This window comes from Pseudomonas sp. SWRI77 (genome assembly GCF_014269105.1).
In the GTDB taxonomy this organism is placed as follows: Bacteria; Pseudomonadota; Gammaproteobacteria; order Pseudomonadales; family Pseudomonadaceae; genus Aquipseudomonas; species Aquipseudomonas capeferrum.
In genome coordinates this window covers 46871-62870 of record NZ_JABWRV010000026.1, presented here as the reverse complement: position 1 = coordinate 62870, position 16000 = coordinate 46871, and the positions used below count along the sequence as shown (strand labels likewise).

The following is a 16000-nucleotide window of genomic DNA, read 5'->3' as shown; positions in this document are numbered from 1 at the left end:
TCAGTCGCCAACTGCCAGCAGTTCGATCTCGAATACCAAAGGCGTATAGGGTGCGATCAGGTCACCCGCGCCCTCTGCGCCGTAGGCTTGTGCCGACGGAATCACCAGGCGCCATTTGGCGCCTGCATGCATCCGAGGCAAGGCCACCTGCCACCCCTCGATCAGCGAGCCCAGGCTGAACCACTGCGGCTGTTGGTTCTGATCGAACACCGAGCCGTCCGGCAACCTGCCTACGTAACGAACCTGTACCTTGCCCCCCGCTTTGGGCTGTGCCCCGGCGCCACTTTGCAGTTCGCTGTAGAGCACGCCTTCGGGTAGCTCATGCACACCGGCCCGTGCCCGCTCGTTGGCCATGAAGCGTGTTTCCACCGCCTTGAGCTTGTCTGCCTCGGCCTGCTCCGCCGTGCTGTCTGCCTGCGCCTCATGCTGCTGCAGCACGGCCTGCATGCGTGCCTTGTCGAGCTTCAGCGGCTGCCCTTGATAGGACTGGCGCAGGCCTTCGACCAAGGCGTCCAGTTGCAAGCCAGGCATCTCGGTGCGCAAGCGCTCGCCCAGGCTGGCGCCCAGGCTGTAAGCCAGGTCGTGGTCGTCCGCATTGGCCAGGGCAAAGGGCGCCACCAGGCACAAGCCTAAAACAAGAAAACGAGGCATGGGCAGTTCCTGCGCAATGAGCGGGCCGTTACAGCCAACATCGGGGTGGGCCAGTATCTGCCAAATATGAGCAACGCTTAATTCAGCAACTACACTTTCACGGAGCTGCAAGATAACAACTTTGCCCAGGCATGCAACGCGGCGTAAATATTACTGTCAACATGCCCTAGCGGCGGTAGCAGCAGAAGCATAGTATGAGCCGCAATCTCGTCAGCCAGGAGGTAAACCATGTCGGCCAAAAAGAAGCCAGTAAGTACGCCGTTGCACCTGCTCCAGCAACTTTCGGGCAGCCTGCTCGAACATTTGGAAGATGCCTGCTCGCAAGCGCTGGCTGATGCGGAAAAACTGCTGGCCAAGTTGGAAAAGCAACGGGGCAAGGCACAAGAGAAACTGCACAATGGTCGCCTGAAAATGCAGGACGCGGCCAAGGCAGGTAAAGCCAAGGCGCAGTCCAAGGCCCAGAAAGCCATTGGTGAACTTGAAGGGTTGCTCGACTCGCTCAAGGACCGCCAGACCCAGACCCGCACCTATATCCAGCAACTCAAGCGTGATGCCCAGGACAGCCTGAAGCTGGCCCAGGGTGTGGGCAAGGTGCGTGAAGCCGCCAGCAAAGCGCTGGACCAGCGCGCCGTAGCCGCCAAGGCTGCAAAACCGGCCGCTGCCAAAGCCCCGGCGAAAGCCGCCGCTACCAAGCCAGCCGCTCGCACCGCCGCCAAGCCAGCCGCCAAAGCCGCCACTGCCAAGGCGCCAGCCAGAGCTGTCGCTAAACCCGCTGCCGCCAAGGCGCCAGCCAAAACCGCCGCCGCCAAGCCTGCGGCCAAGCCAGCCGCCAAACCAGCCGCTGGCAAAGCTCCGGCCAAGGCTGCTGCTGCCAAACCCGCAGCCAAGCCAGCTGCTGCCAAAGCCCCGGCCAAGGCTGCTGCTGCCAAGCCCGCAGCCAAGCCAGCTGCTGCGAAGGCACCCGCCAAGGCCGCTGCCGCCAAGCCTGCAGCCAAACCAGCCGCTGCCAAAGCCCCGGCTAAAACAGCAGCGGCCAAACCTGCGGCGAAACCGGCCGCTGCCACCAAGGCACCCGCGCGTGCCGCCGCCAAGCCCGCTGCAAAACCGGCGGTGAAAGCAGCCGCCAAGCCAGCTGCAGCCAAGCCAGCGGCCGCCAAGCCAGCCGAAACCAAGCCGGCCACGGCTGCCACCAGCACGCCTGCTGCCGCGACCAATTCGGCCGCCCCGGCCCCGGCCGCTTCGGCACCTGCCAGCACCCCGGCTCAGGCGCCGTCTTCGGCCTCCTGAAGCGCTGCCGCCGCGACGCGCAATTGATGCAGCGCGCGGTGTTCTCGGGCCTGGTCCGGCGCTAGCCGGGCCAGCCAGTCGTCCGTGGGCTCGTGAGAGTCTGCGGGCCACTGTTGCGAAAGCGCCTGCAAGCGTTCCAGCAAGGTCTTCTCGGCCTGCAATTCCAGCCCCTTTACCTGCTCACGCAATGCCGCCAACAGCGCATCGTTGTGCGCTGCCGTGCGCCATTGTTGACGCAGGCCACGTAACGGGGCCACCACCTCACGCTGCCAAGGTTCGGCGATATCAACCAGGGCTTGCGCGCGCTGCTCAGTCACGGCCACGCCGCGTGCTTGCAGCCAGGTCGCACAGAGCAACAGGCAAACGTCGCCGCCCAGCGCTTGCACGCCAAGGCAGGCCTCTTCCACGCCGGGCCTGGCATACAAGGCCAAGGCGTGATTCCACAGGTCGGTGCACATGATTCCACTCACGCTACGGGTCGAGGAAGCTGGTAGACTCCGCGACCATCATGATCAGACTATCCAACCTCACTTTACAGCGTGGTCCGCAGCGCTTGCTAGAAGGCGCCGAGATGACCTTGCACGCCGGCCACAAGGCCGGTTTGATCGGCGCCAACGGCGCCGGAAAATCCAGCCTGTTCGCCTTGCTGCGCGGTGAGCTTTCGCCCGATTCCGGCGACTGCCAGCTGCCCGGCGACTGGCGCATAGCCCACATGCGCCAGGAGGTCGACACCCTCGACCGCTTGGCCGTGGACTATGTGCTCGATGGCGACGTGCGCCTGCGCAAGGTGCAGGCCGAGCTTGCCGTGGCCGAAACGGCGCATGACGGCACCGCCCTGGCCCGCCTGCACAGTGAGCTGGAAAGTGCCGACGGCTATACCGCCGATGCCCGCGCGCGCAAGCTGCTGGCAGGCCTGGGTTTCACCAACGAGCAGATGGACCGCCGTGTCGGTGACTTCTCCGGTGGCTGGCGGATGCGTCTGAGCCTGGCGCAGGCGCTGATGTGCCCGTCCGACCTGCTGCTGCTCGATGAGCCCACCAACCACCTGGACCTGGATGCGATCCTCTGGCTGGAAGACTGGCTCAAGGGTTACCCCGGCACCTTGCTGCTGATTTCCCACGACCGCGATTTCCTCGATGCCGTGGTCGACCACGTGCTGCACGTCGAGCAGCGCAAGCTCAACCTGTACAAGGGCGGTTACAGCGCGTTCGAGCGCACCCGTGCCGAGCGCCTGGCGCAACAGCAGCAAGCCTACGAGAAGCAGCAGGCCCAGCGCGCGCACATGGAAAAGTACATCGCCCGCTTCAAGGCGCAAGCCACCAAGGCCCGCCAGGCACAGAGCCGAATCAAGGCCCTGGAACGCATGGAAGAACTGTCGGCGGCGCATGTCGATTCGCCGTTCGATTTCGTCTTCCGCGAATCGCAGAAAATCTCCAGCCCGCTGCTGGACATGTCCGAGGGCTGCCTGGGCTATGGCGACAAAGCCATCCTGGAGAAGGTCAAGCTGCAGCTGGTGCCGGGCGCGCGCATCGGCCTGCTCGGCCCCAATGGTGCGGGCAAGTCGACCCTGATCAAGAACCTCGCCGGCGAGCTGGCACCGCTGTCGGGGCGCCTGGTCCGTGGCGAGAACCTGGCCGTGGGTTATTTTGCCCAGCACCAGCTCGACTCCCTGGACGACAAGGCCAGCCCGCTGCTTCACCTGCAGCGCATTGCCCCTACAGAGCGCGAGCAGACGTTGCGCGACTTCCTCGGCGGCTTCGATTTCCATGGCAACCGTGTCGACGAACCGGTGGTGAATTTCTCCGGCGGCGAGAAGGCCCGGCTGGCCCTGGCGCTGATCGCCTGGGAGCGGCCGAACCTGTTGCTGCTGGACGAACCGACCAACCACCTCGACCTGGAAATGCGCCTGGCCCTGACCATGGCCCTGCAGGAGTTCGCCGGTGCCGTGGTGGTGGTTTCCCACGACCGTCACCTGCTCAAGAGCACCACCGACGACTTCCTGCTGGTGGCCGACGGCAAGGTCGGTACCTTCGATGGCGACCTGGAAGACTACAGCCGCTGGCTGCTCGACTACCGTCAGCGCAGTGCGCCGGCCAGTAGCGCCCCAGCCAACCCGGACAAGACTGACAAGAAGGCCCAGCGCCAGGCGGCAGCGGCCTTGCGTCAGCAGTTGGCACCGCACAAGAAAGCGGCCGACAAGCTGGAGGCCGAGCTCAACCAAGTGCACGGCCAGCTGGCCGAGATCGAGACCGCGCTGGGCGACAGTGGCGTCTACGAGGCGGCGCGCAAGGATGAACTGCGTGACCTGCTGGCCCGCCAGAGCAAGCTCAAGCAGCGTGAAGGCGAGCTGGAAGAGGGCTGGATGGAAGCCTTGGAAACCCTCGAGAGCATGCAGGCCGAGCTCGAGGCGCTGTCCTGATGGAGGCGTTGCGCTCGCTGCTGCCGGGGCAATGGATGGATACCTTCTGGCTGGGGTTGCAGATTCTGCTGATCCTGGCCGCCGCCTTCGTGCTGCAGCGCGTCATCGCCCGTGGCCTCAGCCGTCTGGGCCAGCGTTATCCATTGCCGCCGGAGTTGCTGGTGCCGGTGCGTGGCAGCCTGCGCTGGTTGATCATGGGCAGCGCACTGCTGTTCGTGCTGGAGCGCATGGGGGTTTCTGCGACGGTGCTGTGGACGGCGCTGTCCGGTTTCGTCGCGGTGGCCGCGGTGGCCTTCTTCGCCATGTGGAGCGTGCTTTCCAACCTGCTGTGCGCAGTGTTGATCTTCACCGTCGGGCCGTTTCGCATCGGCGATGTGGTGGAGTTGGTCGATACCCTGGACAAGCCTGGGGTCAAAGGCCGGGTCATAGCCATCAACCTGCTGTTCACCACGCTGATGGAATTGCCCGAGGCGGGCGGGGCGCTGGTGCAAGTGCCCAACAGCCAGTTCTTCCAGAAGTCGGTGCGGCGCTGGCGGGGGGCTGAAGTGCAGGGCCTGAACAGGGACTTGTCGAGCGAGTCTGACTGACCCCCTGACATTGGCCAGCAAAGAGGCCGCTACAACCCCCGCACACACTCAAAAAATCGCTGGTTATTTTTTCACCAACACCTTAGCTTAACGTTTTGCAACATATGTTCGAGCGAGGTGTGTGATGTCGATGGAAGTGTGGTTGGGCTTCTTTGCCGCGTGTTGGGTGATCAGCCTTTCACCGGGGGCCGGGGCGATTGCCTCGATGTCCAGCGGCCTGCAGTACGGTTTCTGGCGCGGTTACTGGAACGCCCTGGGCCTGCAGATTGGCCTGATTGTGCAGATCGCCATCATTGCCGCCGGCGTCGGCGCCATCCTTGCTGCGTCCGCCACTGCCTTCACGATCATCAAGTGGTTTGGCGTCGCCTACCTGGTGTACCTCGCCTACAAGCAATGGCGTGCGTTGCCGATGGACATGAGCGACGAGCCTGCCGTACGCCCCATCGGTAAACCGCTGAGCCTGGTGTTCCGTGGTTTTCTGGTCAACGTCAGCAACCCCAAGGCCTTGGTGTTCATGCTGGCGGTGCTGCCGCAGTTCATCAATCCCCATGAAGCGCTGCTGCCGCAGTACGTGGCAATCACCGTGACCATGATCACCGTCGACATGCTGGTGATGGCGGGTTACACCGGCCTGGCTTCGCGCGTGCTGCGCCTGCTGCGTACGCCCAAGCAGCAGAAGCGGCTGAACCGTACCTTTGCCGGGTTGTTCCTCGGCGCGGCGACCTTCCTGGCGACCCTGCGCCGCGCGCCTATCTGAAAAAAGCCCGCGAGTGATGGCACCGGCTTCGCCGGTGTTCGCGGGGCAAGTCGGATCGCCGCACCGCCGCTCCCCCGCTATTTCGGTTTTTCCACAAACCCCTTGAGCAAATCCAACGGCAGCGGAAACACGATGGTCGAGCTCTTGTCTCCGGCTATCGCCCCCAGCGTCTGCATATAGCGCAACTGCATGGCTCCCGGCTCCTTGCTGAGCATCTGCGCCGCCTGCATCAGTTTCTCGGACGCCTGCAATTCCCCTTCGGCATGGATCACCTTGGCCCGCCGTTCACGTTCGGCCTCGGCCTGGCGTGCGATGGCACGCACCATCGATTCATTGAGGTCGACGTGCTTGATCTCGACATTGGCCACTTTGATGCCCCAGGCATCGGTTTGCGCATCCAGCACTTGGCGTATGTCGGCGTTGAGCTGCTCGCGTTCGGCCAGCAGCTCGTCCAGTTCGTGCTTGCCGAGCACTGCGCGCAAGGTGGTCTGGGCCAGCTGGCTGGTGGCGACGAGAAAGTCCTCGACCTGAATGATTGCCTTCTGGGGGTCGAGCACGCGGAAGTACAGCACCGCATTGACCTTTACCGAGACGTTGTCGCGGGTGATCACATCCTGCGGCGGCACATCCAGCACGACCGTGCGCAAGTCTACTCGGACCATCTGCTGGATGACCGGGATCAGCAAGATCAGCCCCGGCCCTTTGACCTGCCAGAAGCGCCCGAGCTGGAACACCACGCCGCGCTCGTACTCTCGCAAGATACGGAACGCCGACAGCAACAGCACGCCCAGCAGCATCAGCAGGGCGCCGAAACCCAATTGCATGAACATCGTCATTCTCCTTACGGCGAAGGTGCAGCGGCGCTTACCTCCAGCATCACGCCGCGACGCGCCATGACGCGCACGTGTTGGCCAGGTTGCAGTGGCGTCGCGCACTGTACCTGCCACTGTTCGCCCTGCGCCTGTACCGAGCCGCAGTACGGGTTGTCTGCCAGCACCTGGGTGACGGTGGCCAGGCTGCCGACCAGGCCGGCATCACCGCTGACCAAGGCGCGTTTGCGCGCTTTCAGCGCCATGCTCAGCACGCCACCGATGAACAGCGCCGAAAGCAGTGCCAGGCTGGCGATCAACGCCAAGGGGATGCCAAAGCCGGGGGCATCGGTATCCATCAAGATGACCGCACCGACCACGAACGCAACGATGCCGCCAAAACCGACCACGCCAAAGCTGGGCAAGAACGCTTCGGCGATCATAAAGGCCAGCCCAAGCAAAATCAGCGCGACTCCGGCGTAGCTCACCGGCAGCAACTGCAGGGCATACAGCGCCAACAGCAGGCAGATGCCGCCGATCACGCCGCCAACGGCGGAGCCAGGGTTCATGAACTCGAACAGCAGGCCGTACACGCCGACCATGATCAGCATCAGCGCCACGCTGGGGTTGGTGATCACCGCCAGCAAGCGCGTGCGCCAGTCCGGCAGGTGCTCGACCAGGCTGGCATCGCCGGTGTGCAGTTGCCGTGGTTGGCCGGCAACCTCCAGCGTCTTGCCATCAAGCTGGCGCAGCAGGTCGGGCAGGTCGTTCGCCACCAAGTCGATCACCTTCAGTTGCATGGCCTCGTTGGCAGACAGGCTGACCGCTTCACGCACCGCCTTCTCCGCCCAATCGGCATTGCGCCCGCGCAGCTGCGCCAGGCCCCGTATGTAGGCGGCGGCGTCATTGACCTGTTTGCGGGCGAGGGTTTGCGCATCGTCACCGGCCCTGGCCTTGTCGTCCTTGGGGGCGCCGCCGATCTGCACCGGTGTGGCAGCCCCCAGGTTGGTCCCTGGGGCCATGGCTGCAACATGGCTGGCATAGAGGATATAGGTGCCGGCACTGGCAGCCCGCGCCCCGCTGGGGGCGACGAAGCTTGCAACAGGCACGGGGCTGGCGAGTATTGCCTTGATCATCTGGCGCATGGCGCTGTCCAGGCCGCCGGGCGTATCCATGCGAATGACCACCAGTTGCGCGCCCTGCGCCTGGGCCTGGTCCAGGCTGCGCACCAGGTAGTCTGCACTGGCCGGGCCGATGGCATCGTCGATGCTCAACACCCAGACCGCTCCGGGCGCGGCCTGGCCGCTCGGCGTCAACCCGAGCAGCATCAACAGCAACAGCCAGCGCCACCAGCGAGCGGCCACCTGTCGTCACCTCGTTCGCCTCTATTACACAAGTTTAGTCATGGCTGGCGGCCCAAGGCCTAAAATTGAAGATTGGGGGTAACTGCGGAGGTGCATCATGCGCATGGCAAAGACGCTGCAGGCTCGCCTGGACAAGGCCAACTGCGACTACGACATCATTCCCCATCCACATTCGGCCACCAGCCTGGAATCGGCCCGCACGGCCGGCGTGCCCGCCGAGCGTGTCGCCAAGTCGGTGATGCTCGATGACCGGCATGGCAACTACATCATGGCCGTGCTACCGGCCAACCGGCACCTGGACATGAGCAAGGTACGCATGTCCGGCGCCTGGCAACTGACCCGCGAAAGCGGCTTGCCGAGCCTGTTCGGTGATTGCGAACGGGGCGCGGTACCGGCGCTTGGCGATGCCTACGCGATAAAAATGATGCTCGACCCGACCCTTACCCGCCAAGGTGATGTCTACCTGGAGGCAGGTGACCACGATCACCTGATCCACATGAGCATGGAGCAGTTCATGAAGCTGGTGCCGCACGCCGAAGTGCGTGAGCTGTGCTGATGTTCTCAAACCAATGCCGGGCGGGCGTCGTAGACGGCCTGGCCGGCTTTCAGGAGGAACCATGGAAGCACCTACCCACCCATTTGCAGACCTTTTCAAACAGCTGGGCTTGCCTGACGATGCCTTGAGTATCGATCAATTCATCACCAGCCATTCACCGCTGCAAAACGAGATCAAGCTGGTGGATGCCCCGTTCTGGACCGACGCCCAGCGCAGTTTCCTGAAGGACAGCATCAATGAAGATGCCGATTGGGCGGTGCCCTTCGACCAACTCAACGAAGCGTTGCGTCGCCCCCGAAAATAAAGCGCCGAGCGGCACCTGACGAGTGATTGGCCGTTGCTATGCTCAGGAAAACAATAAGGGGATAGCGCGATGAAAGATCCCTACGCACCAGGCTTCTGGTGCTCCGTGACGATCCTGGGCACGCTGACGGCCAGTTACTTCTATGGCATCAGGCAGACGCAACAGATGAACCAGGCGGTGCAGTTTCTCTACGCCGCCGCCGCGGTCACCGTGGCGGTTGCGCTGGTGGCGCTGACCTGGATCGCCTGGCAGCACTTGCACCTGAACAAGCGCGAAGTGATTCAGGGGCGAACGTTGCTGACCATCTGGAACACCAAGGTGGCCCTGCGCCGGGTCGAAACGGTGTTCGACCGCTATTTCTGGGGTAGCTACTGGCATTCCGGGCGTACGTTCGAAGAGGTCATGGGCGAGCTCAAAGGCACGCCCCTGGAGCAGAGCCTGGATGCCCTCAAGCGCCAGTGCCGGGCGCTTGACCGCGAAATCCACGATCACCAACACCATTGGCTGGCCAACGCGCGGGACTTGTCCAGTGTGGCGGCGGCCATGGCCCGTGAGCGCTACCAGCTCGACCTGGGCGAGCCCACCTGTACCGGCAACGGTACCACCGCAGTGCTCAATCGCGACCTTGAAGTGCTGGTGTATACCTGGTCGGCGCGCCTGCGCAGCTTCGACCATCAACTGGACGAACTGGAGCGCGCCTACCATTGACGCGGTTCATTCGCCGCGGATGTACTGCTCCAGCTGCAGGATCAGGTTGGCCTGCTCGGCAATGGTTTCCTTTACCAGGTCGCCGATCGACAACAGGCCGAGCAGCTCGCCGTTGCTGACCACCGGCAGGTGACGCAAATGCAGGTTGGTCATCTGGTTCATGCAGTATTCCAGGTTGTGCTTGGGTTCGACCGTGATCACCGGGCGCTCATGATCTCGCGCACCGGTGTTGCCGCTGACGAACGGCCCTTGAGCACCAGCTTGCGGGCGTAATCGCGTTCGCTGACGATGCCCACCACCTGGTTGTTCTCCACCACCGGCAGTGCGCCGATATTCTTCTCCGCGAGCAGCTTGAGCGCCTCCAGCACCGAGTCGTCAGGGCCGATGGTGTAAACGGTCTGGTGTTTCGACTTGGTTTTGAGGATTTGTTCGACGTTTTTCATACGGGCCTCTGCGGTGGAAAAAGCGTTGTCTCCAAGTAAATAAAGCATCCGGCACGGCGCTCTGCACGGCAATGCAGGAAACGGCATGGAGGCGATTGAAAAACGTCATGGTTGAGCCGATTGCGTACTTCGCGCAGGAGGCAGGCCAGATTTAGTGTGCTGGGGACCTTCCTGGGGGCGGTAATGTTCCCAATAATCTGTGACAATGCATGTCAAGTTGCCATCATCTAGACCTCGTTCGGCAAGGAGCCGCAATGCAAAGTATGTTTCGCCTTACAGCGCTAAGCTGCGCCTTCATGATCGCTGCCGGTTGCAGCAGCCAACAGAGGGAGAGTATTTCCAAGACTGTGAAAGACATTGGCAAGGACTACGGCCTGCCAGTGCTCTGTGGTGTCGGGGCCGTGGCCGGGGGGGCTGCCGGTTATGCCCTCAAAGGCAAGGACGGCATCTTGCCGGGCGCCGCAGCTGGCGGCGCCTTGGGTTGCGTCGTCGGTTATGTGTGGCAGTCCCGCCTGCAGGAGCTTGACCGCATCGCCAAGGAAGAAAACCTGAAGATCACCACCGAGCAGTTGACGGTCGCCTCGGCCGCCGTGGTAACGGCGGTGCCTGAACAGGCAGGCCTGGTGACTCAGATCGAGGACACCGGCATGTTCGCCACCGGCTCCGACCAACTGACCGCAAGCGGCCAGCGGGCCGTGGCCAAGCTGGCGCAGATGTATGCCAAGCCTGCGGCCAGCGACAAGCAGGCTGCCGCCAAGGAGGCGCAAGCACGTCGCCTGCTGATCGTTGGCCACAGCGATGCGGTGGGTAATGCCGAGTTCAACCAGAAGCTGTCCGAGCGCCGCGCCAAGACGGTCGGCAAGGTCATGCTGCAGGCCGGCATCCCGGCCGGCGCGATCTACTACCAAGGGGCCGGGGCATCGCGCCCGATCGCCGACAACAGCGACCCGCTGCTACGTGGCAAGAACCGCCGCGTGGAAATCGTCGAGCTGGCAAACGAACAGGCCCTGGTAATGCGTGCCCAGGCCGAAGCGAGCAACACCCGCTACCTGCACTACGGCACCTCGACCGCCGCCAAGCCCCGTCAGGCGGCCACCACGGCGCAAGCGAGCAGCAAGCCTGCGCCGACCAAAGCCACCACGGCGCAGCGTACGCCTGCCGCGACCAGCACCAGCACCAGCACTGCCAAGGCCGTTGCTGGCGCACGACCGCAAGTCGATTTCGCGGGTACGCCGGTTGCCAGCTACAACTGGACCATGGCCCAGAACATCAAGCCGAAACAGAGCGGTTTCACGCTGATCAGCAGCGCCTACGCGGCGCAGATGCCGATGTCCAGCTGCGAAGCCGACCGGCCACGCAATGCCGGTGAAGTGCTGAGCATGGCCAATGACCAGCCCTTGCAGCGGCGCGCCACCAAGGACTATCTGCCGGGCTACAACAACCGTGTCTGGGCCAACCTGGTCAACGGGCACCTGGTGACCGTGTCGCCGGTCTCGATCTTGCGCGAGAACGCCCGGGTCGATCGCCAGCCGATCCTTCAGCTGGTCGAAGACTACAAGCTGCCCACCCAGCACAAGACGCGGACGATGAACGCCGTGGCCAACACCTATGAAGGCGAAAGCGAAGTGCTGTACCGGGTCTTCGCCAGTGATGCCCAGGCCTCGATTTCCTGCATGGATATCGTGTTCAGCAAAGGCAACGCCGAAGTCAACGAGGGTGCCTTGTTCTATGCCGCCGGCAGTGACGCGTATGTCGCTTCCTACAAGCCGATCCCGGCCAAAAAATAAATCCCCGTCAAGGACGTCCTGAATGGAAGACTTTTCGCTTGCTGCACTCAAATCGCTGATTCTCGCTAATCAGTTGCTTTCCGCTGGCCTGCTTTCGCTGCTGATCACGGCGGTGATCGTGCGTAACTACTGGGAAGAGGTGTCCTACTTTCTGATCCGTGTCTGGCACAGCTTCCCCTTGATCGGCACGGTGGCGCGCTTGTCGCGCAAGCCAGCTTCGGTCGACGGTGACGGCTGGATCAACCACGAAGTCAACCTGGCGAACGTGTACAACAAAAAATTCAAGCTGTACGCCAAGGACGCGAACGCCTACAGCGCCTACCTCGATTACCTGTCCAAGGCTGGTGAGGCCGGGCGTTCTGCGCGCCCGTGGTGGGTATTGGCGGTAGTACTGATGTTGGTGGTGGTCGAGGCCATGGGCTTCGCCTATGTGGTCGCCGGCTGGGTGAACATGGATGCCTCCACCAACGACCGTCATTGGCTGACCGCTTTTGTGGCGATCCTGCTGGCCGTCGCCTCGGCGTTTCTTGCCGAAGCCGCCGGGCACGCGTTGCACCACAACAGCCTGGTCGCCCGCGCCCGCCACTGGTGGCAAGGTGAAGAGCCCTCCAAGCGCTCCCGCTCCCTGAAGTCCAACAAAGCGATCAACCTGGAAGACTCGTTCGACGACTCGGACAAGCCTGACTACGAGCAGCTGCTGGCCCGCGTAAAGGATGTAAACGCCAACGTCACGCGCAAGTTCTTCTGGTTGATCACTTGTGGTGTGTTCGTGGTTGCCATGGCCATCGGCGCCTTCGTCATCCGTTCGGCCACCCTGGACAGCATCGAGACCGAAATGGTCAACGGCATGCGTGCCGAAGCGTCCTCGCAAAGCAGCACTGCAGGGTCGCCATTCGACCTGCCGGCAGAGTCCCAGGCCATCAACGATGAAGCGGATAACGCCACCATCGACGACAAGATGCAGGCGATCCGCAAGGCCAGCCTGACCACCTATGTGATGCTGTCGCTGATCTACGTGGCGATTCAAGGCATCAGCCTGTGGTTGGCGAGCCGCTACTTCTTCGCCGGTACGCACTCGCATACCGCCTGGCAGCGTACCCACAAGTACGCCACCTCCGAAGAGATGCTCGATGCAATGGATCAGCAGCGTTCGGCCATCGCCAGCCATGCCGATGACAAGCTGCGTCGCCTGCAGACCTTGTTGTCCAGCCGCGATCACACCGATGCCAACGTGCTGACTGCGCTGGACGGGGAAAATACCGCCCGCCGCAATTTCCTGAGTTTCGTCGAGCACAAGGCAGACAAAATCTCGGAGAAGCCGGAAAAGCCAGTTCGGCCCGTTGAAGCCGTTGCGCCAGCGCCAGCTGCGGTCGCCGTCGCCGCCGCCGCGCCGGTCGAGCCCCAGCCTGCCGTTGCCCCAGCGGCCCCAGCTGCCCCAGTTGCGGCAGTGGTCGAGCCGGCCGCTATCAAGGCGTCTGACTTCCACGATGTCACCGGCCTGCCGGAAGAAAGCCTGGCTGCCGCCAGCCGTGCGCTGAATGTCAGTGAGGCGCAACTGCGTGATATCCGCGAGCAACAGCAGGCGCTGAAGGCGCTTGGCCTGTTCCCGGCGAACAAGGAGGGCATGCTGTCATGAGGCTTGCCAAGGCCCTGATCCTTGCGCTGGCGCTGCCGTGTGCAGCGCTGGCCGCCGAACGCAACGACCTGCAGAGCTGCTACACGCGCAACGGCCTGGCCGATATCAAGCCAGCAGGGACCGGCCGCGAGCTGGTGGTGATCATCGATCAGACCATCCCGATGCCTGAAGACCTGCAACGCAGCAGCTGGGGCCAGATCGACCGGTTCGTGCAGCCGGGCGATCGCGTCAGGCTGTATACCTTCTCGGCGTTCCTGCCGGGTGAGTATCAGCGCCTGGTGTATGCCGGCGAGCTGGACATGCCGTTGCAGGGCGAGGTGCGTGACGATGTGAACATGCGCAAACTGCGTGGCCTGGACCAGTGCCTGGCGACCCAGAAAAAAGCCTTTCAGGCAGGCTTTGGCGGCTTGTTCGTGAAAGGCCTGCGTGAAGCCCGCCAGGACATCCCCAAGAGCGAGATCATGAACACGCTGCGCCGCGTGGGTGACGACATGGGCAAGGAGCAGGGTGTCCAGGAGCGGGTGGTGTACCTGATTTCGGACATGCTCGAGCATTCCGACTACACCAGCTTCTACGCCGCCAATCAGATCAAGCAGCTGGATGTCGCCAGCGAGCTCAAGCTTGCGCAAAGCAAGGGGCTGTATGCGGACCTGCAGGGTGCACGGGTGTATGTGTCTGGCGCAGGCCTGGTCACCGACGCGGTGAAGCATGCCTACCGTTCCGGCAAGACCATGGATGCGCTGAACAACTTCTGGGCGCAGTACCTGAATGCGTCCAACGCGACGCTGGAAGGCTTTGGTACACCGAGCCTGAGCACCGACCTTCGGTAATCAGACACTGGGGCCGCGCTGCGGCCCCAGTGTGCTTGCTTACAGCTTCGGCATCTGCCCGATGCGCGCGACCATCTCGCTCACCACCTGCAGATCCAGCATGAACTGCTCCACGGTCTTGAACTCGTTGTCGTTATGCCCGGTGTACTTCACATCAGGCATGGCCAGGCCGAATTGCACGCCGTTGGGCAGGTCATGCACCGAGGTGGCACCCGCCGAGGTGCCGAACTCATGTTTCATGCCCAGGTTTTCGCTGGCCACGGCCAGCAGGGCCTTGACCCATTCGCCTTCCGGGTTGCGGAACATCGGCTCGTCGAGGCTGTAGTCGAAGGCGACCGGGACATGGCTGGTGCTGGTCCATTTGCCCAGTCTGGCTACCAGTTCCTGCTTGATCGTGGCGACCGGCTTGCCTTTCGGGATGCGCAGGTTCACCGCCAGTTTCAGCCCCTTGTCATCCACGCCGACGAAGGTCAGCGAGGCGGTCAGCGGGCCCATGAACGCATCTTCGAAGCCTACGCCCAGCTTCTTGCCCAGGTAGTCCAGGCCCCAGTTGTCGTTGGCATAGCGAGCGGCGTCGGTGAACTGGTTGTGCTTGAGCGGCACCTGTTGGCCCAGGCCATCGATGAACACCAGCATGCGCGCCACCGGGTTGACCCCAGATTCGGGCTCCGAAGAGTGGGCCGAGACGCCGGTGACGGTCAGCAGCACGTCCTTGCCAGCCACCTTGGCGTCGATCTTGAAGTCACCGCCATTGCCCTTCACATACTCGGCACCGGCCTTGTTCAGGCTTGCGGCCAGTTCAGCCGGCTTGTCGCTGGCCAGGGTGGCTACCGAGGTGGTGGGGATCTGGTTGGTGGCCAGGCCGCCGGTGAGGTGAGTAATTTCAGCGCCCTGGCCGCTGGCGGCGCGTTTGTCGAAGCTGGCCATCACCGTGCCGTAGCCCTTCTCGGCTATCACCACCGGGTAGCCGCCATCGAGCGCCAGGTTGTAGTCGGGCGTCGGGTTGCGCTCGAAGTAGTAGGGGATGGCATCCCCGCTGGTCTCTTCGGTGGTGTCCACCAGCAGTTTCAGCTGCCGGGCCAGCGGCAGGTTTTCGTCCTTGGCCACTTTCAGTGCATACAGCGCCACGACGATGCCGTTCTTGTCGTCTTCGGTGCCACGGCCGTACATGCGGTCACCTACCAGGGTGACCTTGAACGGGTCGAGGCGGGTGCCATCGTCCAGCTTCCAGTTGTCCGGGTTGACCGGCACCACATCGGCGTGGGCATGGATGCCGACCACTTCCTTGCCTTCGCCGAGGGTGATCTCGTAGACCCGGTTGTCGACATTGCGGAAGTTCAGGCCAAAGCCTTCGGCCAGGGCTTTGATCTTGTCGGCGATCTTCAGGAATTGCGGGTTCTCGTGCTGCGGCACACCGTCGACGCTGACGGTGGGGATGGCCACCAGTTCACGCAGGGTTTCGGTGGCGGCCTTGCCGTACTTGATGCGGGTATACAGGCCCAGCAGGCGGTTGATCTCGTTTTGCTGTTCGACGGCCAGGGGTTTGTTGGCCAGGTAGGCGCTCAGCGTTTCGCCGAGGTTGTCGGCCTTGGCCAGGTCGCTGCCGTTGAGCTTGCCGATGAACTGCTTGAAGTCGGCAGGGTCGGTGCCGTCGTAGGCCTTGATGATGGCCGCAGATTGTTGCTGGGAGAGGTTGGCCTGGGCCGGCACGCTGAACAGGCCGATACTGGCCAGCAGCAGTGAGGTTGCGGTGAGTTTTTTCAGGTGCATGGGTGCGCGCATTCCTTCGCGAATCGTTGTAGGGAGGTACCCGTTCGAAAAACGGGAAGGTGCCCACGCTAACACCAATGCTCTGCGGTACG

15 protein-coding genes and 1 pseudogene are annotated in these 16000 nt (G+C 63.0%); 10 read left to right on the top strand and 6 right to left on the bottom strand.

Annotation, left to right across the window (positions count from 1 at the left end):
• Positions 1–651, bottom strand: coding sequence for an FKBP-type peptidyl-prolyl cis-trans isomerase (locus HU766_RS21805; protein WP_186660528.1), 651 nt, complete (start codon positions 649–651; stop codon positions 1–3).
• A gap of 228 nt (positions 652–879) precedes the next feature.
• On the opposite strand from HU766_RS21805, the gene HU766_RS21800 reads away from it, so the two are divergent.
• Entirely contained in the window at positions 880–1938 is a 1059-nt protein-coding gene (locus tag HU766_RS21800) for an AlgP family protein (RefSeq protein WP_186660526.1), read from the top strand.
• Here the strand turns inward: HU766_RS21800 and HU766_RS21795 are convergent.
• A complete protein-coding gene (locus HU766_RS21795; RefSeq protein WP_186660554.1) occupies positions 1914–2396 on the bottom strand; it encodes a TIGR02444 family protein in 483 nt (160 codons plus the stop codon). The two genes, HU766_RS21800 and HU766_RS21795, sit on opposite strands and share 25 nt — an antisense overlap.
• 50 nt (positions 2397–2446) lie before the next feature.
• Here HU766_RS21795 and abc-f point away from each other — a divergent pair, with 50 nt between their 5' ends.
• The 3 genes from abc-f (at position 2447) to HU766_RS21780 (ending at position 5701) form a co-directional block, all read left to right on the top strand.
• Entirely contained in the window at positions 2447–4357 is a 1911-nt protein-coding gene (gene abc-f, locus HU766_RS21790) for a ribosomal protection-like ABC-F family protein (protein WP_186660524.1), read from the top strand.
• Positions 4357–4944 carry a mechanosensitive ion channel family protein gene (locus tag HU766_RS21785; protein ID WP_186660514.1) on the top strand — a complete coding sequence of 196 codons (588 nt, stop codon included), beginning with the start codon at positions 4357–4359 and terminating at the stop codon, positions 4942–4944. The genes abc-f and HU766_RS21785 overlap by 1 nt, the downstream gene beginning before the upstream one ends.
• Positions 4945–5068: 124 nt before the next feature.
• The gene (locus HU766_RS21780; RefSeq protein WP_033703291.1) at positions 5069–5701 is read left to right on the top strand and encodes a LysE family transporter; all 633 of its coding nucleotides are present in this window, start codon (positions 5069–5071) and stop codon (positions 5699–5701) included.
• A gap of 77 nt (positions 5702–5778) precedes the next feature.
• On the opposite strand, the gene HU766_RS21775 is transcribed toward HU766_RS21780, so the two are convergent.
• Both HU766_RS21775 and HU766_RS21770 read right to left on the bottom strand, forming a co-directional pair.
• On the bottom strand, positions 5779–6531 hold the full coding sequence (locus HU766_RS21775) for a slipin family protein (RefSeq protein ID WP_027595137.1): 753 nt from the start codon (positions 6529–6531) through the stop codon (positions 5779–5781).
• An 11-nt stretch (positions 6532–6542) separates the two neighbouring features.
• On the bottom strand, positions 6543–7874 hold the full coding sequence (locus tag HU766_RS21770; protein WP_186660512.1) for a nodulation protein NfeD: 1332 nt from the start codon (positions 7872–7874) through the stop codon (positions 6543–6545).
• A 97-nt stretch (positions 7875–7971) separates the two neighbouring features.
• Between HU766_RS21770 and HU766_RS21765 the strand changes: the two genes are divergently transcribed.
• The 3 genes from HU766_RS21765 to HU766_RS21755 all read left to right on the top strand — a co-directional run bounded on the left by HU766_RS21765 (position 7972) and on the right by HU766_RS21755 (position 9442).
• On the top strand, positions 7972–8430 hold the full coding sequence (locus HU766_RS21765; RefSeq protein WP_033703289.1) for a YbaK/EbsC family protein: 459 nt from the start codon (positions 7972–7974) through the stop codon (positions 8428–8430).
• Positions 8431–8491: 61 nt separating this feature from the next.
• Positions 8492–8734, top strand: a complete 243-nt coding sequence (locus HU766_RS21760) for a DUF2789 domain-containing protein (RefSeq protein WP_186660510.1) — start codon at positions 8492–8494, stop codon at positions 8732–8734.
• A 69-nt stretch (positions 8735–8803) separates the two neighbouring features.
• Positions 8804–9442 carry a hypothetical protein gene (locus tag HU766_RS21755; RefSeq protein ID WP_033703287.1) on the top strand — a complete coding sequence of 213 codons (639 nt, stop codon included), beginning with the start codon at positions 8804–8806 and terminating at the stop codon, positions 9440–9442.
• 6 nt (positions 9443–9448) lie between these two features.
• Here the strand turns inward: HU766_RS21755 and HU766_RS21750 are convergent.
• Positions 9449–9885: pseudogene (locus tag HU766_RS21750) on the bottom strand (CBS domain-containing protein).
• A 254-nt stretch (positions 9886–10139) separates the two neighbouring features.
• Between HU766_RS21750 and HU766_RS21745 the strand changes: the two are divergent.
• From HU766_RS21745 to HU766_RS21735, 3 genes are read left to right on the top strand one after another with little or no spacing between them, the layout of a single operon-like run.
• Entirely contained in the window at positions 10140–11672 is a 1533-nt protein-coding gene (locus tag HU766_RS21745) for an OmpA family protein (RefSeq protein ID WP_186660508.1), read from the top strand.
• Between the two features lie 22 nt (positions 11673–11694).
• On the top strand, positions 11695–13308 hold the full coding sequence (locus HU766_RS21740; protein WP_186660506.1) for a hypothetical protein: 1614 nt from the start codon (positions 11695–11697) through the stop codon (positions 13306–13308).
• Complete coding sequence (locus HU766_RS21735; RefSeq protein WP_186660504.1) at positions 13305–14138, top strand: hypothetical protein; 834 nt, start codon at positions 13305–13307, stop codon at positions 14136–14138. Before HU766_RS21740 ends, HU766_RS21735 begins: the two co-directional genes overlap by 4 nt.
• 39 nt (positions 14139–14177) lie before the next feature.
• On the opposite strand, the gene HU766_RS21730 is transcribed toward HU766_RS21735, so the two are convergent.
• Positions 14178–15908, bottom strand: a complete 1731-nt coding sequence (locus HU766_RS21730) for a dipeptidase (RefSeq protein ID WP_186660502.1) — start codon at positions 15906–15908, stop codon at positions 14178–14180.
• Between the last annotated feature and the right edge of the window lie 92 nt (positions 15909–16000).